Raw genomic sequence first — 23,125 nt, 5'->3', positions numbered from 1 at the left:
CACAGGCAGATATAGAAATGGACTCGAATTTGAAGTTTATTAGTCTGAGCCTCCAAGACAGCATTATTTACGCCTTACGCAATAATTTTGATATAGAGCTATCAAAGTTGAATTCAAAACTCAGTGATCAGGACATCACGATAGAAAAGGCAAGGTTTGATCCTACACTGAAATTAGAAGGTAACATCGAAAATGATGAATTACCTATTAATAGCAGACTAGTTGGTGGTCTGGAAACAACTACAATTAGCCCTTTTGTTGATCAGGGAAAGACTGCCGATGCCGTAATTCAGTCTTTGATTCCCACGGGTGCTACCGTATCAGTAGAATACAATATATTCCGGGAATTTGTAGATCCAAATCCCTTTCGACTTTTAAATCCGTCCTATACAAATTACATCGAGGCAAAGATTACACAGCCGTTGTTGAAGGGCGGCGGTTGGTTTTATAACAGAAGCCCCATCTATATTGCCCGAAATAATAAAAAGATCTCTTTGTCTCAATTCAAAAGCAAGGCATTGGAGGTGTCCGATTCAGTTCAGGAGGCATATTGGAATTATGTAAGGGCAATGGAGAATTTAAAGGTGGCAAAAAAATCCCTGGAACGCGCAGAGGATTTATTGAGGAAGAACAAGATACAGGTAGAAGTTGGCACCCTTGCACCAGTTGAGATTATTGACGCTGAATCTGGTGTAGCATCAAGGGTTGAGACGGTAATTTCTGCAGAAAATGCAATTAAGGATCGAGAGGATGATCTCAAAAGAATTATGAATCTTGCAGATAACGAGATTATCTCCGATGCTACCATTATTCCTACAGATAAACCTTTCTTTGAGCCGATAAAGGTTGAAGTAAAGGATACGATCAAAGTGGCTATGGAAAGACGTCCGGAATTAACCGGGCTACAACTGGAGACTGAAAATGCAGGTATGCAAACAAAGCGCCGAAAGAATGAATTGTATCCGGGATTAGATTTCACGGGAGGTGTGCGTTATACGGGTCTTGGGGATGAAGTATCGGGCGCCAATGACTCTACGTTTTCAGAGGCATTTCAGGGCGAATTTTTTACCCTTACTTTAGAGATCCCTCTCGGGAACAGATCGGCAAGGAGTGCATACAATAAATCCAAGCTCAATGAACGACAGGCGAGGATTAATGTCAGAAAAAAGGAACTGGATATCGTTGTGGAGGTAAGGGAGTTTGTTCGGCAGGTGATGACAAATATTGAGAGGGTCAATGCCACAAGAAAGGCCAGAGAGCTGGCTGAAAAAAGATTGGAAAATGAGGAAAAGAAATTTAACGTAGGCAGGACCACAAGTTTGGAAGTTTTGCGCGCACAGGAAAATCTTGCCCTTGCAGAGTTTGAGGCGTCGAGGGCTATTATTGATTATGAGATATCGTTAGGAAATTTGGAGAAGGCCAAGGGCACGATCCTCGATGTTTACGATATTAAACTGGAAGAAGAATCAGAAACCTGAAATTCGAAATAACAATACTGTGGAAGATTATCGAAAAGGGGGTATCGGGCAACTCCCCCCTTATCCAAATACCTTCCAGATAAAAATAGAAATCATGGCCAGACCAGTGAGTGTTTTTATTACCGAGCCTCCCAAGAAGCCCACAAAATTGCCCAGTCCAGACTTTAATGCCCCCTTGTAACCCTTTCCGCCAACAATTTCAAAGATAATGGTGCCGACGATAGGTCCTAATATCAAACCTATAGGGCCACCCATATAAAATCCGGCTCCTGTGCCCACTACCGAGCCTACGAGTCCCCATTTGGTGGCGCCAAATCTCTTAGCGCCATACACGTTTCCAAGATTTTCAAATACGATGGAAAAAACAGTCAGGAGCGCGAATACCAGGAGCACCATCCATGTGATCTTCTCAAAATGGGTGAATATTGCATAGAAAAATGCCCCAAGCCAGATAAGTGGTATGCTGGGTATTATTGGCGCCACAATTCCTGCCATCCCCACGAGCATGATAATGAGTGAAACTGTAAATAAAATAATTTCCCAAACTCCCATCGACAACCTATCCGTTATAAAGTTTAAATTAAGAAATGAATTTTTAAGAAAATATGGTATTATAATTTTTTTTGCGAAGATGCCTTTGGAAAAAAAATCTTTGAATGCTCAAGGCTGGTTCAATCGTTCGCGACTGAACCACCGAAGGCAAGATTGTTACCAAAGGCGATTGAATTATTTACAGTTTATTATTATATCATGATAATGCCTTATATCCAACAAAATTAGCCAGGTCTGAATGAAAATCTATGGGGGAAGAATTATGCTGTGGTCTATTATGGGAACAATTGCCGCAATTTGTACAACGGTAGGATTTATACCACAAATAATACGTGGCATAAAGACCAGGGAATTGCGTGACGTTTCGCCAGTCATGTTGACCCTTCTCCTGGTAGGATGTAGTTTGTGGCTGGTTTATGGGGTGCATTTAAAAAATCCAATCATTGCACTGGCAAATGGGTTTACCCTTTCGTTTGTCATGGCTATTTTATTATTGCGCAGTTTGTTTAGAAGAAACCGAGCAAAAGATAGTCTATAAGTTTGCACCAATAGTGCTTTCCCTGGGTTCATGATAATTTTCAATGGAATTTAACAAGATTTTTTTATAAAATTATGGAAAAGGTTGGGCGCTTGGCTCAGCGGCTAGAGCACTTGCTTCACACGCAAGGGATCAGTGGTTCGAATCCACTAGCGCCCACCATGTCACATAAGGACTTACGATTTTCGTTCTGTGTGTCGTCTTTTAAAAATGTGAACAAATTGTGAACTCTTTTTTCTGATTGACTACCGCTCAATACCCTATCCAGCATCTCAACTGCCTTTCTCTTATGCCCAGACGATAAGTGTGCATACCTAAGTGTCATGGTTAAAGACTTGTGTCCTAATAACTCTTTAACACTTGGCAAATCAACTCCGGTCATTACCAAGTGCGAGGCAAAGGTATGTCTCAGATCGTGAAAATGGAAATCTCGAATTCCAGCTTTCTTTAATGCCGTATGGAAACCACGTTTGATATTTCCGTAAGGCTTTCCATTCTTATCTACAAAAACACATTCACTTTCAAGACTCCTAGGCATACTGGCAAACAGTTCTTTGAGCGTACTGTTAATTGGTATTTCCCGGCGCTCTCCATTCTTGGTTTTATCAAGCAAGATAAAGTTATGCCTGAGATCAACTTGATCCCATTTTAAATTGAGAATTTCTCCCTTTCGCATTCCTGTATTGACCGATACGAGGACGATGGGTTTTAAGTGTGGAGAGCAACAACCCAGAAGTCGTTGTAATTCCTCTATGGTCAAGTACCTGAGCCGTTTATTATTTTCTTCAAGTTGTTTGACTTTTCTCACTGATTTCAAAGTTTCTTCCGTTGCCATTCCCCCATTCAACTCCCTTATTTATCATGTGCTTTAAACAGGTAGTCAAACGATTTACTGTAGAAGGTTTATTTGTCTTTAAGCGTTCGCTTTGCCACTGCTCAATGATCTTTGGGTTTAAGTCACTCACGTTCAAATTGCCAAATGCCTTAATTAGCTGAGGTATCCAATATTTCTTGGTTTTGTGTACTCGTTGCCGTTCTGACCACTTTAAATAATCCTGTGCAAGTTCAACAAGTTTGCAGTGCTTGATCTTCTTTAAATCCGGAAGCTTTCCTTCCCGTACTGCTTTTTTCTTGCAATTCAAAATGTATTCCGCTTCTCGCTGCGAAGTGGTACCTGCACTTTCACGGATTGTTCTTCCGTGTCCATCACTGTACATCATCCACCATATTCTCCCACGCTTGTATAATCCTTTATGCCTTCTCATAACCTTCATCTCCTCCTTTCACCTTTGATACTGTTTAGAAATATTGAGACTGGGAGCATAAGGATTTTTTAGCCATAGGTCAATATCCTTCTTTTTGAAGAGGAGAAATCTACCGGCTTTTAGGAATGGAATTTCTTTTTTGAGTTTCTTTTCGTATACCCAGGATTCCTTTACTTTAAGATACTGAGCAAGTTCTTTGACATTCATCAATTCATCACTTTTTGGATGATTTGAGTTAACGAGGTCCGCTATGATTAGGTTTAAGTATCTCAACCGTTCTCAGCGCTATCGCTTCAATGTCTTTTTGTTCAAGCTCAGTTTTCAATCTATATCCTCACCGATTTATGAAAATGATTTTTTATTACCCAAAATGCCATAAGGTCGTCAACCTTGAAACCCTTGATTTTGCTGTTTTAAATTTTTAACTTGGGTAATAAAAGATTCACTTATATTACCCGGCATTTAAAGTACTCACGGTTTGCTTTTTATTTATCATTTCACGTCTGTGTTTTTTGATGATCTCACGTACCCAAAACAAGGTAACTCCATATTTCCTGGCAAGCCCTCCGTAATTACCACCCTTAAACTCTTCGATGATCTTCCGCTTTTTTACCCTGGCTAAGCAAACATCCAATTTAGGCAAATAGAATTGTTCCCCGCCTAGCCCGGATTTCTCACCGATATGTTAGACAACCCTCGATATTTATGGTATAAGATGTTTGTAAAGAACAGATTATACATAGCAAGAGGAGGGTTGAAGGTGAAAACAGGGTGTAAAGATGCAATAGAGTATCAAGGGTTAAGCGGAAGGAAGGTAATATCGCAATTTAATGGAGGGCAAATAACAACCGACGCCGGAGGCCTGTTACTGAGAGAATTAGAACAGGCAAGAGGTTTCATGAAAGAGTTTTCAAAGTGTTTTACCGATTATCGGGATCAGGACGCAATAGAGCATACAGTAGAAGAATTATTATCACAGAGGATATATATTTTGAAACCTTTTGATATTACAAATTACCCTCTGTGAGAAATGCGGGTTAGGTACGTCCAACCTGCATCAAATTGCAAACTGCAGCCGTGTAATGGCGTCCATCTTCTTTTCATCGGATGTATGCAGATATCTTTCTGTCGTTCGTATGTGGCTATGCCCCAAAAGCTCCTGCACCGTCTTCAGGTCAACCCCCCCTGTCCAAGAGCGTAGTCGCAAAGGTATGCCTGGTGGTATGTGGGGTAATCCGCTTGGTGATTAAGGCATCCTTCTTCGCCCGCCGTAGGAGACAATCCACCGCCTTATGCGTAAGCGGACGTATCGTACAATTCCCATGCTCCCCCAAGGTATAAAACAAATATTGCCCCCCTCCGGAGGGGGTAAGGGGGAGGAGCGTCTTCTGATAATCCAGGACGGCCTCTAACACATCCCTATTCAAGGCAACGCGCCGGTGTTTCTCCCCCTTGCCCATTACGTCAACCACCGGTTGATTCCGGTACGTGGTAATGTGTTCCACCCTGAGACTGCACACCTCAGCCTTTCTCAGTCCCGTGGAGAACATCAGGAGCAAAAGGGCATAGTCCCGCTTGCCTTGTAACGTCCTCCTGTCCGGTACCCGGAGGATCGCGCTAATTTCATCCTCCGTCAAAAACTCTGACACCCTTTTTGTCTTCATGGCTATTTCACCTCATTTTTAAATGGCAGCCCAAGCTGAGTGATCACCTTTTCCATTGCCTCACTATCAGAGATAACAATATCCGGGTACACCTTCTGCAACGTCTTCTTAAGGAGCTGGCAAGTGTTGGCGCTTTTAGTCTTCTCATAATACTTGATCATCTCAAAGATAGCGTTCATCTCCTGTGCAGTAAGTGGGATCCTGTCCGAATCCAGGTGATACCTCTCCTGGAACATAATCTTCCTGAGCGTGGGTATAGCCCACCTCTGAAATGCCAGGATTCTCTCCTGCCTTTCGACATTTTTTACCCTTTTTGGATTGATTTTCACCATCAAACCGATAAAACCATCGAGGGTTAAGGCCATAACTTCATAGTTTTTGCCGTCAGTCATTTCCATAACGGAAATAACTGACCACTCTTTTAAGAGCGTATCGCCATTAATCAGCTTCCAAAGGCTATCTTTTTGATGTCCTATGTATTGAGCGATATCCGATAATGCTACAATCGGAACTTTCTTACCACATATAACCACAATAGCAATCCTTACAGGCTGTCCATTAAACTCCTCAAATCCCACATCCACCGGCTTAAGCGCCCTTTGACTGTCTGACATTTCCCGTACTTCTTTAAACTCCACTAAACTTTCCATAGCTTTTACCTCCATATTAAAATAAATGAAAGTCGAATTGTATTATCAATACAAATAATACAATTAATATTATTTGTCAAGATAATTTTTTGTATTGACAATACAAAATGTATAAATATAATGAAATCCAAAGGAGATACGATGCCAGAAAAAACAGATAAAACTTTTATAAATATTCAAATTCCAACGGAGATGTTGGATTGGATTGACGATTATCGTTTTAAAAATCGGATTCAATCCAGGGCTGAGGCCGTAAGGCAACTGATAGAAAAAGCCTTGGGCACTCCCAAAAAAGAAATCACAAAAAAGTAAAATGTGTATGCAGGCATTGGTTGGGCCGGACACCAATAACCAATTGTCGGGCGCTGCAGCCTGTACGGAGGCTGAGAGCTCTTATTTTCCATTGCCCTGGGAACGTATATGACGCCGGGGGCGCCCGCTCAAAAACGCCATATACGGCCCGTAGCGCGCTCCGCTTCGGTCACCTCCCAGTCTATAGGGCGGGCATTGTCCGCCAGAAATAAACTGAGTAAACCCAAAGGAGTATGAACAATGACAAGACTTTTAGAAAAGGCATTTGAAGAAGTGGCAAAACTTCCGGAAGAAGGGCAAAATACCTTTGCCAGTTGGATTCTTGAAGAACTTGCCTCTGAACAACGCTGGGAAAAGGCATTTGCTGACTCACAGGATAAGCTTGCAAAGTTAGCAGATGAAGCGCTTGCAGAACATCGCGAAGGTAAAACCCGGGTGCTTGATCCAGAGAGTGTATGAAGTCTTACACGACTAAGCGCTTTCGCAAGGCGCTTGAACAATTGCCGGATGATGTTCGGAAACAGGCAAGGAAGGCATATGAACTTTTTGTCCAGAATCCTTATCATCCCAGCTTGCGCTTCAAACAAATCCATTCCACGAAACACATTTACACAGTTCGGATTAACATTGACTATCGCGCTGTTGGCGCTCGTAACGGGGATGAAATTGTCTGGTTCTGGATCGGTCCACATGCAGAATACGATAAACTCATATCACAGATTGCAGGATGAGAAGAGGTATAAAGTATGCAAATTAAACTAACAGCAGTTTTTCAAAAGGTACCCGAAGGATACATCGGATTTGTAGAAGAACTACCGGGCGCCAATACACAGGGAGCCACATTAGAGGAAGCACGGAGTAACCTTGAAGAGGCAGTACAATTAGTCCTGGCGGCTAACCGGGAAGAGGAGTAAAACATGCATACAGCCGTAAAACAAAAGAAAGGCCTTATCAAGGTCAAACAATTTGTAACCGATAGTGAAGGACAGAAAGTAGCAGCTATAATCGAAATGGAAGAGCTGAAACGGCTAGAGGAGTTGATTGAGGACCTGGCTGACATAAAGGCTATCGAAGACAGGGAAAACGAGTCTGGAGAGGATTACGAAGCCTACAGCAAAAAGAGAAAGTCAAAGCTAAGTGTATAGGAGATTTTATCATGAAAGTATCTGATTTGACGATCGAAGAGTTTGAAGAACTGCTCCGCAAGACGATCGAAGATGAGATAGAAGACCTCTACATCATGTTAGATCCTACCATAAAGGCAAAGATTGAGGAAGGGTTAGCGGATATCAGGGAGGGTAAGGTTGTATCCCTGGATGATCTCATAGCCCGAAGGAAGGCTAACCCGCATTTCTCACAGAGGGTAATTTGTAATATCAAAAGGTTTCAAAATACTATAAATTAAAGACGGAGGTCAATAAAAACAGGCATAATTTAGCGAATCCAAAAACATTAGCTATAGTATGTTACCTATTTTATTTTTATACAGAAACAAGATAATTTCCTGATTGTTTTATTATTTGGTTTCACCATATAACTTTAATTCCTTTAGCGTGTATTTCTCTGTCGTAGCTAACAAGAGGACTACCAGTTAATATCGCTGTTGCGAGTATTAATCTGTCGTGCACTTCTAGTCCTTTTATGGTCTCAGCAACTTTTAACAACTTTGTGTCAAAGGGAACTATCTCATAATTGATACTTTTTTCTAAATTTAATAAGAGCTTATGAAACGATACATTAACACGCCCCTTTTCTATCAAGTAAAGTACTTCTATTAAAACTATTATTGGTAAGTAAATGGTATATGAATCTTCAGCTTCTTTAATGATTTTTAATGCCTTTTGAGATAACTTATTATTCAGGCTTTTATCCAAATACCAAATAAAGGTGTGAGTATCCAAAGTTATTTCCATATTCCTTTTGCTTCTTCAATATCTTTTTTGGTTACTTTACTATTGCTTATTATCCCGTGCAGGGAAATACGATCTTCTTTTTTTGACTCTTGGGTTTCTTTGAAATATTCTTTTAGGGCATCCTCTGTAACTAGCCATTTAGTCCCCATTTTTCTTGCTCTGAGTTTTCCTTGCCGAATATATGTTCTTAAGGTAAACGTTGTGATACCCAAACTTTTTGATAACTCTTTTAGTGAGTAAAGTTTTAATTCCCCTAATTGAATAGGCATTATGTATCTCCTGTGGTCAAGTGATTAATATTTTCAATGATAATACACAAAAATATATTATTTATCAATATGTTTTTACGTTTACATTATATTTACTGCACTATAAATCATTTATAAATTAGCAAAATAGGAGTATTTGATATCATTAACCCTGTGACCAAATTGTGACTGAACAAGGTTACTTGGAATTTTCGAACGACATGGATAAAGCATTAGACGCAGAGGATTGAAATTGTTAAAATAATAAAAAATGTAGCTAAGGTATACAATCAAATGAATATTATTGAATGGAGGAGTTATGCTTTCAACGTATAAGGAGCGGATAATAAAAAAATTAGGAAAAGTTCCCGAAGAACAAATGCCGAAACTTTACAAAGTTATTCATCAGATAACGACCGAATTTATATCCGGCGCAAAGAAGCCCGTAAAGCGCGGTTCTTTGAAAGGCCTCTGGAAAGGAAGCAGTATCGAAGACTCATTGTTCTTTGAGGCTATTTCTTTATGAATCTCGTTGAGGTACATATGGATTTTATAACCGATATCCATTCGTTGGTATGGTATTTTACCGAAGACGCTCGTTTGAGCAAGAAAGCCATTAAAGTCTTTGAAGGGACAATCAAAGAAGGCACCGTAGTTGTCCCTGCTGTAGTTCTTGCCGAAATTATGTATATATCGAAACGGGGCAAGATTGCTTTGTCCTTTGAAGAAACCGTGAAGAAGATAGAGGAATACGAAAACTTCGACATTGCGCCGCTGGATATAAATATTCTCAAAAAAGAGTTTGTTCAACCAGAACTCAAAGAAAAATCTGCAACAGAAGAATTCCTTTCTGTATGTGGAGCATGGGAAGACGATAGAAGCGTTGAGGAGCAAATAAAGGTTATCTATTCGAGTAGAAAATCATCTACAAAAATGGAGCATGTATTTTGAAATATCTTCTTGATACAAATACTTGTGTTTACTTACTCAATGGTAATGAGATTCTCAAAAGGAAGGTTAAGGAAATCGGAGTTTATTCTTTATCGATATCTAATTGCGTACTGGCTGGTTTAACGCTTATTTCTTCGGCTAACTTTTTTCCCTGTCCTGTTACAACATTCTTTCATCTTCTACAAATTAGAATATCAGTAACACTTTAGTTCTTTGAAAAATTAACAAGCGATTTTATAGGCCAACCCAGAAGGCGTTTTTACCGTAAGAGCGTTAAAACGCAAAAAAACGCTGACGTCAGTTTGCCATTTATGGTATAAAGGGCTTCAGAGAAAAGGAATCTGATTATGAAGCCTATCCTATTCCACTACCGTTCACGAGAACTGCATGCAGACGATATAGCCTTTATCAAGGCTCTCACTGAGCGTCATTTTCTCAGAGGGCGAAGTTATATTTCCCGTGAACTCTGCAAGAGTTGGAACTGGATGCAGCCCAATGGCAAGTTGAAAGAATACGCAGCACGAGACCTCCTTCTGAGATTGGAAGAGCAGGGATTGGTTTCGCTTCCGCCACGAATACGGCCGAAAAACAATCTCAAACCCAAGGTCTTTGATCAGATGCCCCTTTTCGTCAAAAGAACACTGGAAGGTGCCATCACCGAGTATGAAACCCCGACGGTCCAGGTGGTAAGAGACCATCAAGAGAGGTACCTCTGGGGTTATCTCCTTCATCACTACCACTACCTCGGATGTCCCCGGCTTGTTGGCGAACACATCAGGCACATCGTACATATCGGCAACCAGGTCGTTGCCTGTCTTGGATGGGCAAGTGCCGCATGGAAGGTCAAAGACCGTGATCGTTTCATCGGATGGGATGAGTCTTCCAAACGGACACACTTGCATTTGATTGCAAGTAACGTGCGATTTCTCATTCCACCCTGGGTTATGATCAAACACCTTGCATCCAAGGTATTATCCCTCGCCCTCAGGCGTTTGTCACATGACTGGAAATCCGTCTATGGCCATCCCGTGTATTTGGCTGAAACCTTTGTTGATACCGCACGGTTTCAAGGCACCTGCTACCAGGCAGCCAATTGGATGCGTGTTGGTAAAACCAAGGGGAGTGCAAAACGGGGCAATCGCTATCAGTATCATGGCCAACCTAAGGAACTCTACCTGTATCCTCTCCACAAAAATTTCCGGAGGTTTCTTACTCATGACCAGGGATGAAGCCATAGCTATTTTGGAGATGGACAGAGAGGATGCGATTCAAGCTATCCTGATACTGGCCGAGAAAGCAGAGAAATATGACCGACTCTGCGATCAACCGAGACCAACTACCCCTCCCGGCATGACACCGCCGTATCTCAAACCCACAAGCAAAAGGAAAAAACGGCCTTGTGGCAGGAAACACGGACATAAGGGGATTTCCCGGAAACGGCCGGAAACAGTAACAGCCTATCAGACACATACCCTCAAGAGTTGTCCTGATTGCCACCAGCCACTGCAAAATCCGGTAAGAACGTATAAGCGATACATCGAAGATATCCCACAGATTGATCCGGTCGTGACTGAACATACGGTTCATGGTTCCTGGTGTTCTTGTTGTAGAAAGATTGTCCAGCCTACGGTCACAGACGCGTTGCCAAATGCCCGACTCGGATTGCGCCTCGTTGTCTTTACCGCCTGGCTTCATTACTTAGTCGGCATAAGTATAAACAATATCGTAAAGATGGTTTCCGTATTTTTCAACTTTCACATAAGCGCCGGTGGTTTAACCCAGGCTTGGAAGTCCCTTGCAACACTCCTGGAATCACGGTATAACGATATTGGACAAAAAGTCTCCGCAAGTGCCGTTTTACACGCAGATGAAACAGGGTGGCGGTTGAACGGGAAAACCCATTGGTTATGGTGTTTTACCACCAAAACCCTCTGCTACTACCTCATAACACGCAATCGGGGGTCGCCTGTCATAGAAAAGTTCTTAGGCAGACTATTCAAGGGCATCCTGATTTGTGACTTCTGGGGCGCTTATAACAAGATAAACGCACTGGCAAAGCAGCGGTGTTTCTATCATCTGTTCACGGAACTGGTAAAAGTCGACACATACAATCGGTCAATTCCATGGAAAGCTTTCCGGAAAAAACTCTCTCGTGTGCTCAAAGACGCATTGCGGTTATCGGAGGAAAAGAACCATTTGAGTCCAGAATGCTTTCTTCGGTTGAAAAAGAGATTACATTATCGGCTTGAACAGTTTTTGATAACACCCTATCAGGATAAAGACGCACAAAGACTGATCAAACGTCTGAATCGCCATAAAGAGGAACTCTTTACGTTCCTGGAACATGAGGGCGTGAGTCCCTATAATAACCATGCTGAGCAACAGATGCGAAAGCCGGTATTGACTCGAAAGGTCTCACAACAAAATCGTTCTGCTCAAGGTGCGAATACCCAGGCTATCCTTATGACATTGCTTCGCTCTGCGGAATTACAAGGTGCTAATCCCGTTGAAAACCTTCTGGCAATTGCCAAAAACGCCCTGACGGTAAAAACGCCTTCTGGGTTGGCCTATAAAATCGCTTGTTAATTTTTCAAAGAACTAAAGTGTTACGAAAATGCAAGTATTCTTTATCGATAGAGACATCCTTTGTAATTATCATTATACCCCTTCCGATATTTGTCACTTTCTTCTGGCAAACAAAATACAACTGATTCATGTCTTTTCTCCATGCGCAACAAAGGGTTAGAGAGAAGATGAAACCCTGGTTTTATGAGACGGATCCTTCATATAGATATGGATGCTTTTTTTGCAGCAGTTGAGCAAAAGAGAAATCAGGAACTGGTAGGAAAGCCTCTCGTAATTGGAGGCAGCGGCGATCCCACTCAAAGGGGCGTAGTCTCCACAGCATCCTATGAAGCCAGAAAATATGGGATACATTCCGCAATGCCTTTAAGAATTGCATACAAACTCTGTCCTCATGCCGTTTTTCTTCCCGTAGATTATGAGGAGTATTCAAGGGTATCCCGAAAGATAAAGGGCATCTTGAGAAAATTCAGTCCAATAATGGAGGATGTGGGGATTGACGAGGTATTTCTTGATATATCCCTGATAGAAAAGACGGCAGAGGAGATTGCAAAAGAAATCAAAACAAAGATCAAACAGGAGACAGGTCTTACCTGTTCTATAGGAGTAGCTCCCAACAAACTCCTGGCAAAAATTGCCTCTGACATGCAAAAGCCGGATGGACTAACCATCATCGCAGAAGGTGACATAGAAAATCGTATATGGCCGTTACCAGTGAGAAAACTTTGGGGCGTGGGACCAAAGACAGAGGCATACTTGAAGGAAATGGGTATCGGAACCATCGGAGGGCTTGCTTTATTCCCTAGGGGAAGACTTATCGAGGGATTTGGAGAATCTCACGGAAGATATCTCTACGAGGCGTCGAGGGGAATAGACGAAAGTCCTCTTATTACCCACTGGGAACCAAAATCCACGAGCAGAGAAGTTACCTTTCAGAGTGATACGAACGATTGGCAGATAATAGCCAGGACCCTTGCAGAACTTACGAGGGAGGTTGCGAACGACATTAAACAGGCTAGCTACAGGGGCAGAACCGTTACGGTGAAGGTGAGATTCAGTGATTTTAAAACCCACACAAGGGCAAAAACCCTTGCAGAGCCCACGAATGCCGTAAATGAGATAAGAACGGCTGCCTTTGATTGTCTGAAGAGGTTTGAATTGAAAAAGAAGGTCAGGCTTGTAGGCGTGAGGGTGGGAGGATTGGAAAAGGTATGAATATGGGCACGAATCCAAGTAACTGGCGCTGATAACAAAGAAAACGTATTGATTTTACCATTGAATCTAACAGACACAATTCAGTACATAAAAAAGTGGAACACGTGTTGCGACATTTTGGGCAAATTGATGTAACGATCAACAATGGGAGATATCAGCCAGGGTTCGTTAACAAAAGACACCCTTATCAAGGTGGATAGAAAAATTATGGAAACAAACTTTTTTGGACCAGTTGCTTTAACAAAAGCGTTGGTAGAATAGAAAATCCTCTGCGTCTAATTCTTTAGCCATGCACTAATTGATGTCTAGTTAATGTGAAGCAGGATTAAACCTCGTTAGCGGAAACTACCACATCAAAATTAACATCGAGTTTCTCGAAGTGTTTCCGCCCGCAACGAATCTTGTCGACTTCTATATTTCGGAGTTTTTCAAAGCCTTTCGTACCTTTTGTTTCTCTCACAAGATATAAAACCGTTTCATCGTGTTTCAAAATTGCCCAGTCTGGATTATATGTGCCAATGGGCGTTTCCACTTTGAACCAATCCGGTAATTTGACAAATAATTTTATATCTTTACGCCTGTCCAAATCCTCTGCAAATTTTCTTTCAATTTCGGATTCATACACGATAGCATCATAAACAGAATGCTTAACCTCCAGCCGATTATTCAGATAACTGATGATCTCTTTATTCTCAAACAACATCATACTGTATTCCTCGTTCGGTAGTTTCTCGTATTTGATGCCATCTATTATAAGCTTGTGCAATTCCCTTTTAATAATTCCAGCCACAACATCCATAAATTTTTGGGGATTAACAAGAAATTCTTCAATCCTGCCTGAATCTATTAATATCACTACGATTGTTGCTCTGGTAAGCTCCGTTTCCTTTTGCAAATAAGCTAAAATATCCGGCAGCGCGCCCAAATGCTCGACATTCGTTATTTGACTTCTGGTTTCGGCAACACAAATCCCCCTGTGTTCTATATCTATTGATGCCTCTCCGTATGAAACCTTTACCGGCTCAATCCTATCCATTTTCCTAATCGCTCCAACGGCGTTGCTCACAAGCGTTTCTGTGGAATACTCAACGGAATAGGTAGTTTTAGCCTTAATCTTATTCCAGAACTTTTCAAAATCTTCGTCCAGAAACACTTGTTCCTAAATCCTGCAAACAAGGCTAAGCCTTGTTTGCAGGATTTAGGTATCAATAAAATTCTCTTCTCCAAAAATCTCATTCATTAATATACGGAGATTATGTATCTCATTATCATCAACGCTAATAAAAATTACCCCATCTTCTCTCAACAAGTTTCTAGCAAGAAAAAGACGGGGATACATCATGCTGAGCCATTTGGAGTGAAACCTGCCATCCGTTTCGGTATTTGTAGAGTATCGCCTACCCTCGCTGTCTAATTGCCCAGTATAGCGTAAGTATGTATCCGGACTTTCTGTATAGTTATCAGGGTAAATAAAATCATTGCCTGTATTATAGGGCAGGTCAATGCATATCATCTTGATTTTGCCAGCAAATAGGATGACACCAGATCATACAATTTTTGTTCATCGGGGGATGGTATAAACTCCTGTGTTATTGCTATTCTATTCGTGTATTTAACATATTCCAGTACCTGGCGGCGGAGTGTTCTTATACAGACAGGCTTCAATCGTTCTTTCAGGCTACAAAAATCGTTCTCATTGGCTAACCTGGAAAACTGGCTCTTAAAACTCTTTACATCGCTAAAGGTATAATCATCAATGACACTCACGAGACCATAAAGTTCTAAGAGAGAATTTTGGAGAGGTGTTGCCGTAAGGAGAATTTTTAGGACATTGGCAACGGCATTTTTGACGGCATTGGCAATTTTATTTGATGGCTTATAAACATTTCTCAAACGGTGGGCTTCATCAATAATCACCAAATCCCAGTTGATATTTTTAATGTAAACGTCTTTAGCCCTTGCAAAATGGTATGAACATATGACTATTTCGTTCTGGTTAAAGGGATTTAAGTTTCCATTTCTAATTTCCTGATTAAAAGATGATGTTTCCAATATAATTGACGAAAGGAAGAATTTATCCAGTAATTCCTGATTCCATTGTTTGCGCAGATTGGATGGTACGATGACCAGAATTTTCCGTTTTCTTTCAGCCCACTTTTGAGAGATAACCAGTCCAGCCTCAATGGTTTTTCCCAGCCCGACCTCATCCGACAGTATAGCGCCCTTAGAAAGCGGGGAATGGAAGGCAAACAAAGCTGCCTCAACCTGATGTGGATTTAAATCTACCTGGGCATCTAAAAGAGAAGAAGCCAGTTTTTGCAAACTATCCGATGAGTTGCGTTTTGTGAGTTCGAATGCAAAATATTTGGCATGATAAGGCGTTATTTGCATTAATTATAGCATTCAGATAATTATTTACGCTTAAAACGAAAGAACCAAATTACATATTTTTTGGTTTGTGTACGGAGTATAAGTCATTCAAAAACGTAATTCAATACTATTTCACGTGCTGAGTTGAGCATTTGTTACACTCAAGATCAACGTAGCACATTTTTGATAAATGCATTTTAAATTTACCAAAGGAAGGAAAAACTATATGGCAGTTGATTACTATGTCATTCAGTTACAAAATTCTTTGATATTCGTAACACTTTAGTTCTTTGAAAAATTAACAAGCGATTTTATAGGCCAACCCAGAAGGCGTTTTTACCGTCAGGGCGTTTTTGGCAATTGCCAGAAGGTTTTCAACGGGATTAGCACCTTGTAATTCCGCAGAGCGAAGCAATGTCATAAGGATAGCCTGGGTATTCGCACCTTGAGCAGAACGATTTTGTTGTGAGACCTTTCGAGTCAATACCGGCTTTCGCATCTGTTGCTCAGCATGGTTATTATAGGGACTCACGCCCTCATGTTCCAGGAACGTAAAGAGTTCCTCTTTATGGCGATTCAGACGTTTGATCAGTCTTTGTGCGTCTTTATCCTGATAGGGTGTTATCAAAAACTGTTCAAGCCGATAATGTAATCTCTTTTTCAACCGAAGAAAGCATTCTGGACTCAAATGGTTCTTTTCCTCCGATAACCGCAATGCGTCTTTGAGCACACGAGAGAGTTTTTTCCGGAAAGCTTTCCATGGAATTGACCGATTGTATGTGTCGACTTTTACCAGTTCCGTGAACAGATGATAGAAACACCGCTGCTTTGCCAGTGCGTTTATCTTGTTATAAGCGCCCCAGAAGTCACAAATCAGGATGCCCTTGAATAGTCTGCCTAAGAACTTTTTTATGACAGGCGATCCCCGATTGCGTGTTATGAGGTAGTAGCAGAGGGTTTTGGTGGTAAAACACCACAACCAATGGGTTTTCCCGTTCAACCGCCACCCTGTTTCATCTGCGTGTAAAACGGCACTTGCGGAGACTTTTTGTCCAATATCGTTATACCGTGATTCCAGGAGTGTTGCAAGGGACTTCCAAGCCTGGGTTAAACCACCGGCGCTTATGTGAAAGTTGAAAAATACGGAAACCATCTTTACGATATTGTTTATACTTATGCCGACTAAGTAATGAAGCCAGGCGGTAAAGACAACGAGGCGCAATCCGAGTCGGGCATTTGGCAACGCGTCTGTGACCGTAGGCTGGACAATCTTTCTACAACAAGAACACCAGGAACCATGAACCGTATGTTCAGTCACGACCGGATCAATCTGTGGGATATCTTCGATGTATCGCTTATACGTTCTTACCGGATTTTGCAGTGGCTGGTGGCAATCAGGACAACTCTTGAGGGTATGTGTCTGATAGGCAGTTATTTTTTCCGGCCGTTTCCGGGAAATCCCCTTATGTCCGTGTTTCCTGCCACAAGGCCGTCTTTTCCTTTTGCTTGTGGGTTTGAGATACGGCGGTGTCATGCCGGGAGGGGTAGTTGGTCTCGGTTGATCGCAGAGTCGGTCATATTTCTCTGCTTTCTCGGCCAGTATCAGGATAGCTTGAATCGCATCCTCTCTGTCCATCTCCAAAATAGCTATGGCTTCATCCCTGGTCATGAGTAAGAAACCTCCGGAAATTTTTGTGGAGAGGATACAGGTAGAGTTCCTTAGGTTGGCCATGATACTGATAGCGATTGCCCCGTTTTGCACTCCCCTTGGTTTTACCAACACGCATCCAATTGGCTGCCTGGTAGCAGGTGCCTTGAAACCGTGCGGTATCAACAAAGGTTTCAGCCAAATACACGGGATGGCCATAGACGGATTTCCAGTCATGTGACAAACGCCTGAGGGCGAGGGATAATACCTTGGATGCAAGGTGTTTGATCATAACCCAGGGTGGAATGAGAAATCGCACGTTACTTGCAATCAAATGCAAGTGTGTCCGTTTGGAAGACTCATCCCATCCGATGAAACGATCACGGTCTTTGACCTTCCATGCGGCACTTGCCCATCCAAGACAGGCAACGACCTGGTTGCCGATATGTACGATGTGCCTGATGTGTTCGCCAACAAGCCGGGGACATCCGAGGTAGTGGTAGTGATAAAGGAGATAACCCCAGAGGTACCTCTCTTGATGATCTCTTACCACCTGGATCGTCGGGGTTTCATACTCGGTGATGGCACCTTCCAGTGTTCTTTTGACGAAAAGGGGCATCTGATCAAAGACCTTGGGTTTGAGATTGTTTTTCGGCCGTATTCGTGGCGGAAGCGAAACCAATCCCTGCTCTTCCAATCTCAGAAGGAGGTCTCGTGCTGCGTATTCTTTCAACTTGCCATTGGGCTGCATCCAGTTCCAGCTCTTGCAGAGTTCACGGGAAATATAACTTCGCCCTCTGAGAAAATGACGCTCAGTGAGAGCCTTGATAAAGGCTATATCGTCTGCATGCAGTTCTCGTGAACGGTAGTGGAATAGGATAGGCTTCATAATCAGATTCCTTTTCTCTGAAGCCCTTTATACCACAAATGGCAAACTGACGCCAGCGTTTTTTTGCGTTTTAACGCTCTTACGGTAAAAACGCCTTCTGGGTTGGCCTATAAAATCGCTTGTTAATTTTTCAAAGAACTAAAGTGTTACAAATATTCTTGTTTTCCCTGTTTTTAATATTCTAAACTGCGCCCTTTTGCAATAGGTGTTCAATAGCACGGGCTGGCAGCGGGTGGCTGTAAACATATCCCTGAATATTGTTACACCGGAGTTTACGCAAAAAGGCAGCTTGTTCTTTATTTTCAACGCCCTCTGCAACTACCTTCAGTTTAAGGCTTTCTGCAATGGCAATAATGGCGGTGACAATCGCTGCATCATCCGGGTTTGTGGTAATGTCGTGTACAAAGGAACGGTCAATCTTGAGTGTATCAATGGGAAATCGTTTCAGGTAGCTCAGTGAAGAATATTGGGTGCCAAAATCATCAATAGAAAGGAGTATTCCCAGCGCCTTCAGCTCACGGAGCGCCGAGAGGATTGTTATGTCATTTTGCATGACAATTCCCTCCGTGAGTTCCAGTTCAAGATAGTGTGGGTCAAGGCCTGTCTTTTGTAATACCTGTGTGATCGTGTTCACGAGATTTTGTTGCTTAAATTGACGCGCTGAGAGGTTTACCATGACGCGGAGTGCGTGAAACCCTGCATCATGCCATGCCCTGGTTTGGTCACAAGCCTTCATCAGTACCCATTCGCCAATGGGCACAATCAGTCCCGTTTCTTCCGCAATGGGAATAAATTTGGCAGGGGAGATCATGCCGATGTCCGGATGCTGCCAGCGTGCCAGAGCCTCCATACTGATGATTTGTCCCGTGTCTTGGTCTATCAGGGGCTGGTAATATACGAATAATTCTCCCTTTTCCAGAGCCTTTCTCAAGTCATTTTCCAGCGTTAACCTTTCAAAATTACTGACATTCATGTCCTCCCTGTAGAACTTAAAGGTATTTTTCCCTTGTTCTTTTGCATGGTACATTGCAGTATCGGCCTTTTTGATCAAACTGTCTGCGTCATCTGCATCTGATGGATACAAAGCAATGCCTATACTGGGAGTTACGTGTATGTCGCGACCTTCGACCTGAAAGGAACGGGACATAGCGTTGAGAATCTTCTGTGCAATAAGAACAACATCCTGCGGCTGGACAATATCCGGAATAATAAATGTAAATTCGTCGCCACCCAGGCGTGACACAGTATCGCCCTCACGGATACAAGCCCTCATGCGTTCTGCAACCGCCTTGAGCAATTTATCACCAAAGACATGTCCCATCGTGTCGTTAATAATTTTAAACCGATCCAAATCGAGGAACATGACCGCAACCATCCGTTCATTACGGTGTGCATGGGCCAGTTCCAGCTCCAGATAATCGAGAAACAGGTTGCGGTTAGGCAGATTTGTTAATGCATCGTAATGAGCCATATAGTGAATGCGTTCCTCTATCTTCTTTTTATCGGAAATATCCTCATGTATGGCAACAAAGTGGCATACCTTTCCATGAGTATCCAGAAGGGGGGTAATAGTCTGGTTTACCGTGTAAAGATCGCCGTCTTTGCGACGATTGATAATTTCGCCACGCCAGACTTTTCCTGCAAGTATGGTCTGCCAGACCTGCTGATAGAACGAGGGATCCTGTTTGCCTGATTTGAACAGCCGCGGGGTTTTGCCACTGACCTCACCCTCAGTGTATCCACTGAGTCTGATAAATGCATTATTGACCCACTTGATACGGCCATCACAGTTGGTAATAAATACGGCGTTAGCTACCGACTCCATGGCAATGCCTTGCAGTCGCAACTGCTGTTGATCCATCGCTATCAACAAGGTCACGCTAATGCGTGCGGCCAGATTTTCAAGCATGCGAATGGTTTCCGTATCAAAGGCATTGGGTTCCAGGGCATACAGGTTTAGTACACCGAGTATCTTGTCATTAACGAGCAAGGGCACGGCGGCAAATGACTGAAATCCATACCGGGAAGCCCATTCCAGACATCGTCTAATTGCAGGCTCCTGTGTATTACTGCTGGTCTGTGTCTTTTTACTGCGAACAGACAGGCCTATTGTGCATTGGCCATCGGATGTATTATCCCAGCGCACCTTAAGCCCATGAAGATAGTTCGTATGGGTACCGGCTTTTGCAGAAATACTAACGGCACCATCAGGCTCCTTCATGCCGATCCAGATGAGAGGATAGGCAAAGATGTCAACAAGACGTGTACATACATAAGGCAGGATGAAATCCAGCGTTTGTCCCTGTAATACAAGTTGATCGATTTCGTGAAACAAGGCATCAATAGCCAGGGTTCGTTTGTGCTCCGTGATATCAGCGACTACTCCCATAATGCCGCTGATGTTGCCTTGTCTATCCCGTAAGGGTGCAGTAGAGATACGAACGTCAATTGGGGAACCATCCCGTTTCTGCCTGCGCACCTCTACGCCGGCAAATGATTCACCTCGCAACACCCTTTCCCGTAATGCACGGAACTCTTCTTGTTTATCATCGGGAATAATAGGAAGAATGTGGCCGAGTACTTCTTCTTTTCTCCAGCCAAACATGCGTTCGGCTGCAGAACTCCACATTGCAACTTTTCCCTGCGGGTCAAGCGCCATAATAGCCAGTGGCGAGGCATGAATTAACGCCTGAAGTGCTTGGTTCTTTTCCCGCAGCGCCTCCTCAACATGCTTGCGCTCGGTAATATCCCTGGCAATACCTATCGTCCTGATGATATTTCCTTTCCCATCTCTCAGGTGAAAATTTCTATATTCGCACAATATTCCGGTATCTTTGAAATAAAGCTCAAATTGAAGACTCTCCCCTTGTACGGTTCTTGTATGGGCATCCATTGCCTTTTTCAGGTTTTCTTCATCAAAGAGAGGCGAGAATGACTTCCCAAAGAATTCTTCAGGCTTGTGGCCGGTAAATTTTTCAAATATCTTATTTACATACAAGATGTTACCCTGCGTATCGCAAATGTACGCGAGGTCTCTTATCTCCGAGAAGAGTATTTTAAATATTTTCACTTCTTCATGAATCTTCTCACTTTCGGTTATATCTACAAATGCTACACCCACACAGTTATTCGAAAGGGGAAAGGCCTTAACGGATAAGACACTTTTAAAATTACCCGTATCGACAAAATGGTCTTCTTTTAAATCTTTTATTTTCCTGGAACGAACAACTTCGGCATACACCTCTGGGACTTCTGTCTTCATAAGGGCAGGAAAACTCTCTGCCATAGTCTTTCCAATAAGCTCCCCCATTGCCACACCGGTAAATTGCGCCGCGGCAGTATTGGCGGCGATAAGTTTGCAGGTTTTTATATCGTCAATATTTTCCAGATGCCAGGCGACCAGGCCAATCTGGATATTATTCAAGATTTCTGCATAGAGCCGGATACACTCCTCGGCCCGCCTGCGTTCGGTAATGTCTTTAAAAACACCCTGAACGATCTTCTTATCACCTAAAAGCGCAACACTGGCATTTATTTCAATGGGTATTTTATGACCATTTTTATGACAAACGTACAGGTCTTCTATAAAGGCCTTACCCCCGCTAACGCGCCCTTCAAAGATCTTCGCATAATGCATCACTTCTTCTTTAGGATGAAGTTGTGTTTGGTGCATGCCGATAATCTCTTCGCGAGAATACCCAATCAAGTCTTCCGCCCTTTTATTGGCATCGATAATTCTTCCGGATTCTGCATCGGCTATAAAAATAGCATCATTGGCAGTTTCGATGAGATTGCGGTATTTTATTTCAGCGTCCCGTAATGTTTCTGCATACTGCCTGTATTCTGTAATATTCTGCACTGTGCCGTAGATGTGGCTGGTGCGGCCATGTGTCTCGCTCCATACGGGTTGAGCATAATCACGCAACCATCGTATTTCACCGCTTTTCGTGATGATACGAAATTCGCTGATGTTAGACCTGCCAGAAAACAGGCTATCGCGGTGTTGTAAGAAGACAGGCATATCCGCAGGATGAACGAGACTAATCAAGCCGCCACGCTCGTCCAGTTCTTTCGGTATATACCCGGTGATAAAAACAAAGCCTTCAGTCACACATTCGCATACGAGTGAACCGTCATGTTCAACTCGGAAGTCGTATGCAAAGTCGTGGATGTATTTGGAGATACCATGGTAGCGTTCTGCAGAAACCGTTAATTGCTTGCTGGTGTCATCGCACTTCCTGTCCAGTCTTATTTTATCAAGACTTTCCTTTACGGCAGACGGCAGGCGGTACAAATGCCTCTTGAGAACATAGTCACTCAAACCGGACTTTATCCCTGTCACAGCAATTTCTTCATTACCGGTATCGGTAACCATGATCACGGGTATATCAGGAAACCGTTCTTTTATTATCTTGAGAATCCACAAACCGTCTGTCCAGTCCAGGAGGTAGTCGGTGAACACCACATCAGAGTCGCCCCGAACGATTGCCTCATCAAAATCCTCCCGCTTTACCACTTCCCAAAACTCTAATCCGTAAAACTCCTTTTGGAGTACCTGCCTAATCTGTTCGCGGTCATCCCTGTGATTATCAATAATCAAAAATTTCACAGTTTTCATCTCTCTGCCATAAGCCTAATTTAATGTCTGTATCTATCTTTGAAAGACCTTTAAAAACAAAAAAGCCTTACTATCGAAAAATGTTTCAAGAACAATTTTCGACAGTAAGGCTGCCTTTTCTGTTTTAAATTTATAAAGACACTTTTCTTTGAGTCCACTGATTGCTCAGGGTTTGCCTTCCGTATATTCTATTTTAACTGGTTTTATTTAACATGGACAATGTTCTATGTC

At 42.5% G+C, this 23,125-nt stretch carries 28 protein-coding genes, 1 tRNA gene and 2 pseudogenes; 15 read left to right on the top strand and 16 right to left on the bottom strand.

The window, feature by feature from the left end:
• The first annotated feature begins 17 nt into the window (after window positions 1-17).
• Entirely contained in the window at window positions 18-1,478 is a 1,461-nt protein-coding gene (locus BROSI_RS09590; RefSeq protein WP_162183235.1) for a TolC family protein, read from the top strand.
• 60 nt (window positions 1,479-1,538) lie between these two features.
• On the opposite strand, the gene BROSI_RS09585 is transcribed toward BROSI_RS09590, so the two are convergent.
• A complete protein-coding gene (locus BROSI_RS09585; RefSeq protein WP_052563523.1) occupies window positions 1,539-2,030 on the bottom strand; it encodes a DUF456 domain-containing protein in 492 nt (163 codons plus the stop codon).
• A gap of 238 nt (window positions 2,031-2,268) precedes the next feature.
• Here BROSI_RS09585 and BROSI_RS09580 point away from each other — a divergent pair, with 238 nt between their 5' ends.
• Window positions 2,269-2,568: a SemiSWEET family sugar transporter gene (locus tag BROSI_RS09580; protein ID WP_082059141.1), complete on the top strand. Its 300-nt coding sequence runs from the start codon at window positions 2,269-2,271 to the stop codon at window positions 2,566-2,568.
• Window positions 2,569-2,654: 86 nt separating this feature from the next.
• Window positions 2,655-2,730, top strand: a tRNA-Val gene (locus tag BROSI_RS09575).
• Here the strand turns inward: BROSI_RS09575 and BROSI_RS21365 are convergent.
• From BROSI_RS21365 to BROSI_RS09555, 4 genes are all read right to left on the bottom strand, one after another.
• A complete protein-coding gene (locus tag BROSI_RS21365; protein WP_082059368.1) occupies window positions 2,687-3,403 on the bottom strand; it encodes a site-specific integrase in 717 nt (238 codons plus the stop codon). The genes BROSI_RS09575 and BROSI_RS21365 overlap by 44 nt on opposite strands.
• Window positions 3,354-3,833 carry a site-specific integrase gene (locus BROSI_RS09565; RefSeq protein ID WP_157842466.1) on the bottom strand — a complete coding sequence of 160 codons (480 nt, stop codon included), beginning with the start codon at window positions 3,831-3,833 and terminating at the stop codon, window positions 3,354-3,356. The genes BROSI_RS21365 and BROSI_RS09565 overlap by 50 nt, the downstream gene beginning before the upstream one ends.
• Before the next feature lie 18 nt (window positions 3,834-3,851).
• On the bottom strand, window positions 3,852-4,040 hold the full coding sequence (locus BROSI_RS09560) for a helix-turn-helix domain-containing protein (RefSeq protein WP_052563519.1): 189 nt from the start codon (window positions 4,038-4,040) through the stop codon (window positions 3,852-3,854).
• Between the two features lie 244 nt (window positions 4,041-4,284).
• Window positions 4,285-4,515: a Mor transcription activator family protein gene (locus BROSI_RS09555; protein ID WP_082059140.1), complete on the bottom strand. Its 231-nt coding sequence runs from the start codon at window positions 4,513-4,515 to the stop codon at window positions 4,285-4,287.
• Window positions 4,516-4,593: 78 nt separating this feature from the next.
• On the opposite strand from BROSI_RS09555, the gene BROSI_RS09550 reads away from it, so the two are divergent.
• Complete coding sequence (locus tag BROSI_RS09550) at window positions 4,594-4,860, top strand: transposase (protein ID WP_052563517.1); 267 nt, start codon at window positions 4,594-4,596, stop codon at window positions 4,858-4,860.
• A gap of 30 nt (window positions 4,861-4,890) precedes the next feature.
• On the opposite strand, the gene BROSI_RS21360 is transcribed toward BROSI_RS09550, so the two are convergent.
• Genes BROSI_RS21360 through BROSI_RS09540 form a run of 3 tightly spaced genes read right to left on the bottom strand, consistent with a single transcriptional unit; the run spans window position 4,891 to window position 6,147 of the window.
• Window positions 4,891-4,998, bottom strand: coding sequence for a hypothetical protein (locus tag BROSI_RS21360; protein ID WP_157842465.1), 108 nt, complete (start codon window positions 4,996-4,998; stop codon window positions 4,891-4,893).
• A gap of 10 nt (window positions 4,999-5,008) precedes the next feature.
• Window positions 5,009-5,497, bottom strand: a complete 489-nt coding sequence (locus tag BROSI_RS09545; protein ID WP_052563516.1) for a tyrosine-type recombinase/integrase — start codon at window positions 5,495-5,497, stop codon at window positions 5,009-5,011.
• Between the two features lie 2 nt (window positions 5,498-5,499).
• A complete protein-coding gene (locus BROSI_RS09540) occupies window positions 5,500-6,147 on the bottom strand; it encodes a phage antirepressor N-terminal domain-containing protein (RefSeq protein ID WP_052563515.1) in 648 nt (215 codons plus the stop codon).
• 141 nt (window positions 6,148-6,288) lie between these two features.
• On the opposite strand from BROSI_RS09540, the gene BROSI_RS20290 reads away from it, so the two are divergent.
• The 6 genes from BROSI_RS20290 (at window position 6,289) to BROSI_RS09520 (ending at window position 7,864) form a co-directional block, all read left to right on the top strand.
• Entirely contained in the window at window positions 6,289-6,459 is a 171-nt protein-coding gene (locus BROSI_RS20290; protein ID WP_164468391.1) for a ribbon-helix-helix domain-containing protein, read from the top strand.
• Window positions 6,460-6,699: 240 nt separating this feature from the next.
• Window positions 6,700-6,918: a hypothetical protein gene (locus BROSI_RS09535; RefSeq protein ID WP_052563514.1), complete on the top strand. Its 219-nt coding sequence runs from the start codon at window positions 6,700-6,702 to the stop codon at window positions 6,916-6,918.
• Window positions 6,915-7,190, top strand: coding sequence for a type II toxin-antitoxin system RelE family toxin (locus tag BROSI_RS09530; protein ID WP_052563513.1), 276 nt, complete (start codon window positions 6,915-6,917; stop codon window positions 7,188-7,190). Before BROSI_RS09535 ends, BROSI_RS09530 begins: the two co-directional genes overlap by 4 nt.
• A gap of 15 nt (window positions 7,191-7,205) precedes the next feature.
• Window positions 7,206-7,373 (top strand): type II toxin-antitoxin system HicB family antitoxin, encoded by a 168-nt coding sequence (locus BROSI_RS19075; protein WP_082059137.1) that lies wholly within the window; start codon window positions 7,206-7,208, stop codon window positions 7,371-7,373.
• A gap of 3 nt (window positions 7,374-7,376) precedes the next feature.
• The gene (locus BROSI_RS09525) at window positions 7,377-7,604 is read left to right on the top strand and encodes a hypothetical protein (protein WP_052563512.1); all 228 of its coding nucleotides are present in this window, start codon (window positions 7,377-7,379) and stop codon (window positions 7,602-7,604) included.
• Between the two features lie 11 nt (window positions 7,605-7,615).
• Complete coding sequence (locus tag BROSI_RS09520; RefSeq protein ID WP_052563511.1) at window positions 7,616-7,864, top strand: hypothetical protein; 249 nt, start codon at window positions 7,616-7,618, stop codon at window positions 7,862-7,864.
• A 121-nt stretch (window positions 7,865-7,985) separates the two neighbouring features.
• On the opposite strand, the gene BROSI_RS09515 is transcribed toward BROSI_RS09520, so the two are convergent.
• A complete protein-coding gene (locus tag BROSI_RS09515; protein ID WP_052563510.1) occupies window positions 7,986-8,372 on the bottom strand; it encodes a type II toxin-antitoxin system VapC family toxin in 387 nt (128 codons plus the stop codon).
• Complete coding sequence (locus BROSI_RS09510; RefSeq protein ID WP_052563509.1) at window positions 8,363-8,641, bottom strand: helix-turn-helix domain-containing protein; 279 nt, start codon at window positions 8,639-8,641, stop codon at window positions 8,363-8,365. The genes BROSI_RS09515 and BROSI_RS09510 overlap by 10 nt, the downstream gene beginning before the upstream one ends.
• A gap of 298 nt (window positions 8,642-8,939) precedes the next feature.
• On the opposite strand from BROSI_RS09510, the gene BROSI_RS09505 reads away from it, so the two are divergent.
• The 5 genes from BROSI_RS09505 (at window position 8,940) to BROSI_RS09485 (ending at window position 13,369) form a co-directional block, all read left to right on the top strand.
• Window positions 8,940-9,146 carry a hypothetical protein gene (locus BROSI_RS09505; protein ID WP_052563508.1) on the top strand — a complete coding sequence of 69 codons (207 nt, stop codon included), beginning with the start codon at window positions 8,940-8,942 and terminating at the stop codon, window positions 9,144-9,146.
• Window positions 9,143-9,571, top strand: coding sequence for a PIN domain-containing protein (locus BROSI_RS09500; protein WP_052563507.1), 429 nt, complete (start codon window positions 9,143-9,145; stop codon window positions 9,569-9,571). Before BROSI_RS09505 ends, BROSI_RS09500 begins: the two co-directional genes overlap by 4 nt.
• Window positions 9,572-9,918: 347 nt before the next feature.
• Window positions 9,919-10,800, top strand: coding sequence for a Druantia anti-phage system protein DruA (locus BROSI_RS09495; protein ID WP_052563506.1), 882 nt, complete (start codon window positions 9,919-9,921; stop codon window positions 10,798-10,800).
• Window positions 10,787-12,157, top strand: a complete 1,371-nt coding sequence (gene tnpC, locus BROSI_RS09490; RefSeq protein ID WP_052563505.1) for an IS66 family transposase — start codon at window positions 10,787-10,789, stop codon at window positions 12,155-12,157. Before BROSI_RS09495 ends, tnpC (BROSI_RS09490) begins: the two co-directional genes overlap by 14 nt.
• Before the next feature lie 183 nt (window positions 12,158-12,340).
• Window positions 12,341-13,369: a DNA polymerase IV gene (locus BROSI_RS09485; protein ID WP_052563504.1), complete on the top strand. Its 1,029-nt coding sequence runs from the start codon at window positions 12,341-12,343 to the stop codon at window positions 13,367-13,369.
• Between the two features lie 325 nt (window positions 13,370-13,694).
• On the opposite strand, the gene BROSI_RS09480 is transcribed toward BROSI_RS09485, so the two are convergent.
• From BROSI_RS09480 to BROSI_RS09455, 6 genes and pseudogenes are all read right to left on the bottom strand, one after another.
• Complete coding sequence (locus BROSI_RS09480) at window positions 13,695-14,522, bottom strand: restriction endonuclease (protein WP_052563503.1); 828 nt, start codon at window positions 14,520-14,522, stop codon at window positions 13,695-13,697.
• A 54-nt stretch (window positions 14,523-14,576) separates the two neighbouring features.
• Window positions 14,577-14,900 (bottom strand): annotated as a pseudogene (locus BROSI_RS09475) (DNA methyltransferase); the annotation flags it as partial.
• A pseudogene (locus BROSI_RS09470) lies at window positions 14,897-15,760 on the bottom strand (DEAD/DEAH box helicase); the annotation flags it as partial. The pseudogenes BROSI_RS09475 and BROSI_RS09470, both read right to left, overlap by 4 nt.
• 277 nt (window positions 15,761-16,037) lie before the next feature.
• Window positions 16,038-17,408 (bottom strand): IS66 family transposase, encoded by a 1,371-nt coding sequence (gene tnpC, locus BROSI_RS09465; protein ID WP_052563500.1) that lies wholly within the window; start codon window positions 17,406-17,408, stop codon window positions 16,038-16,040.
• Window positions 17,395-18,276 (bottom strand): Druantia anti-phage system protein DruA, encoded by an 882-nt coding sequence (locus BROSI_RS09460; RefSeq protein ID WP_052563499.1) that lies wholly within the window; start codon window positions 18,274-18,276, stop codon window positions 17,395-17,397. Before BROSI_RS09460 ends, tnpC (BROSI_RS09465) begins: the two co-directional genes overlap by 14 nt.
• A 181-nt stretch (window positions 18,277-18,457) precedes the next feature.
• On the bottom strand, window positions 18,458-22,885 hold the full coding sequence (locus BROSI_RS09455) for a PAS domain S-box protein (protein ID WP_162183234.1): 4,428 nt from the start codon (window positions 22,883-22,885) through the stop codon (window positions 18,458-18,460).
• Window positions 22,886-23,125 lie beyond the last annotated feature (240 nt).

This window comes from Candidatus Brocadia sinica JPN1 (assembly GCF_000949635.1).
Classification (GTDB): domain Bacteria; phylum Planctomycetota; class Brocadiia; order Brocadiales; family Brocadiaceae; genus Brocadia; species Brocadia sinica.
The sequence above is the reverse complement of the archived record's forward strand: the minus strand, read 5'-3'. Positions and strand labels throughout refer to the sequence as shown.

Coding starts and splice junctions, on each gene's coding strand:
- BROSI_RS09500 (WP_052563507.1), top strand. CDS start 9,143: ATGAATCTCGTTGAGGTACATATGGATTTTATAACCGATATCCATTCG.
- BROSI_RS09485 (WP_052563504.1), top strand. CDS start 12,341: ATGAGACGGATCCTTCATATAGATATGGATGCTTTTTTTGCAGCAGTT.
- BROSI_RS09565 (WP_157842466.1), bottom strand. CDS start 3,833: ATGAGAAGGCATAAAGGATTATACAAGCGTGGGAGAATATGGTGGATG.
- BROSI_RS09590 (WP_162183235.1), top strand. CDS start 18: ATGGACTCGAATTTGAAGTTTATTAGTCTGAGCCTCCAAGACAGCATT.
- BROSI_RS09495 (WP_052563506.1), top strand. CDS start 9,919: ATGAAGCCTATCCTATTCCACTACCGTTCACGAGAACTGCATGCAGAC.
- BROSI_RS09525 (WP_052563512.1), top strand. CDS start 7,377: ATGCATACAGCCGTAAAACAAAAGAAAGGCCTTATCAAGGTCAAACAA.
- BROSI_RS09545 (WP_052563516.1), bottom strand. CDS start 5,497: ATGAAGACAAAAAGGGTGTCAGAGTTTTTGACGGAGGATGAAATTAGC.
- BROSI_RS09510 (WP_052563509.1), bottom strand. CDS start 8,641: ATGCCTATTCAATTAGGGGAATTAAAACTTTACTCACTAAAAGAGTTA.
- BROSI_RS09535 (WP_052563514.1), top strand. CDS start 6,700: ATGACAAGACTTTTAGAAAAGGCATTTGAAGAAGTGGCAAAACTTCCG.
- BROSI_RS09520 (WP_052563511.1), top strand. CDS start 7,616: ATGAAAGTATCTGATTTGACGATCGAAGAGTTTGAAGAACTGCTCCGC.
- BROSI_RS09515 (WP_052563510.1), bottom strand. CDS start 8,372: ATGGAAATAACTTTGGATACTCACACCTTTATTTGGTATTTGGATAAA.
- BROSI_RS09560 (WP_052563519.1), bottom strand. CDS start 4,040: ATGAATGTCAAAGAACTTGCTCAGTATCTTAAAGTAAAGGAATCCTGG.
- tnpC (WP_052563505.1), top strand. CDS start 10,787: ATGACCAGGGATGAAGCCATAGCTATTTTGGAGATGGACAGAGAGGAT.
- BROSI_RS09540 (WP_052563515.1), bottom strand. CDS start 6,147: ATGGAAAGTTTAGTGGAGTTTAAAGAAGTACGGGAAATGTCAGACAGT.
- BROSI_RS09530 (WP_052563513.1), top strand. CDS start 6,915: ATGAAGTCTTACACGACTAAGCGCTTTCGCAAGGCGCTTGAACAATTG.
- tnpC (WP_052563500.1), bottom strand. CDS start 17,408: ATGACCAGGGATGAAGCCATAGCTATTTTGGAGATGGACAGAGAGGAT.
- BROSI_RS09460 (WP_052563499.1), bottom strand. CDS start 18,276: ATGAAGCCTATCCTATTCCACTACCGTTCACGAGAACTGCATGCAGAC.
- BROSI_RS19075 (WP_082059137.1), top strand. CDS start 7,206: ATGCAAATTAAACTAACAGCAGTTTTTCAAAAGGTACCCGAAGGATAC.
- BROSI_RS20290 (WP_164468391.1), top strand. CDS start 6,289: ATGCCAGAAAAAACAGATAAAACTTTTATAAATATTCAAATTCCAACG.
- BROSI_RS09585 (WP_052563523.1), bottom strand. CDS start 2,030: ATGGGAGTTTGGGAAATTATTTTATTTACAGTTTCACTCATTATCATG.
- BROSI_RS21365 (WP_082059368.1), bottom strand. CDS start 3,403: ATGGCAACGGAAGAAACTTTGAAATCAGTGAGAAAAGTCAAACAACTT.
- BROSI_RS09580 (WP_082059141.1), top strand. CDS start 2,269: ATGAAAATCTATGGGGGAAGAATTATGCTGTGGTCTATTATGGGAACA.
- BROSI_RS09505 (WP_052563508.1), top strand. CDS start 8,940: ATGCTTTCAACGTATAAGGAGCGGATAATAAAAAAATTAGGAAAAGTT.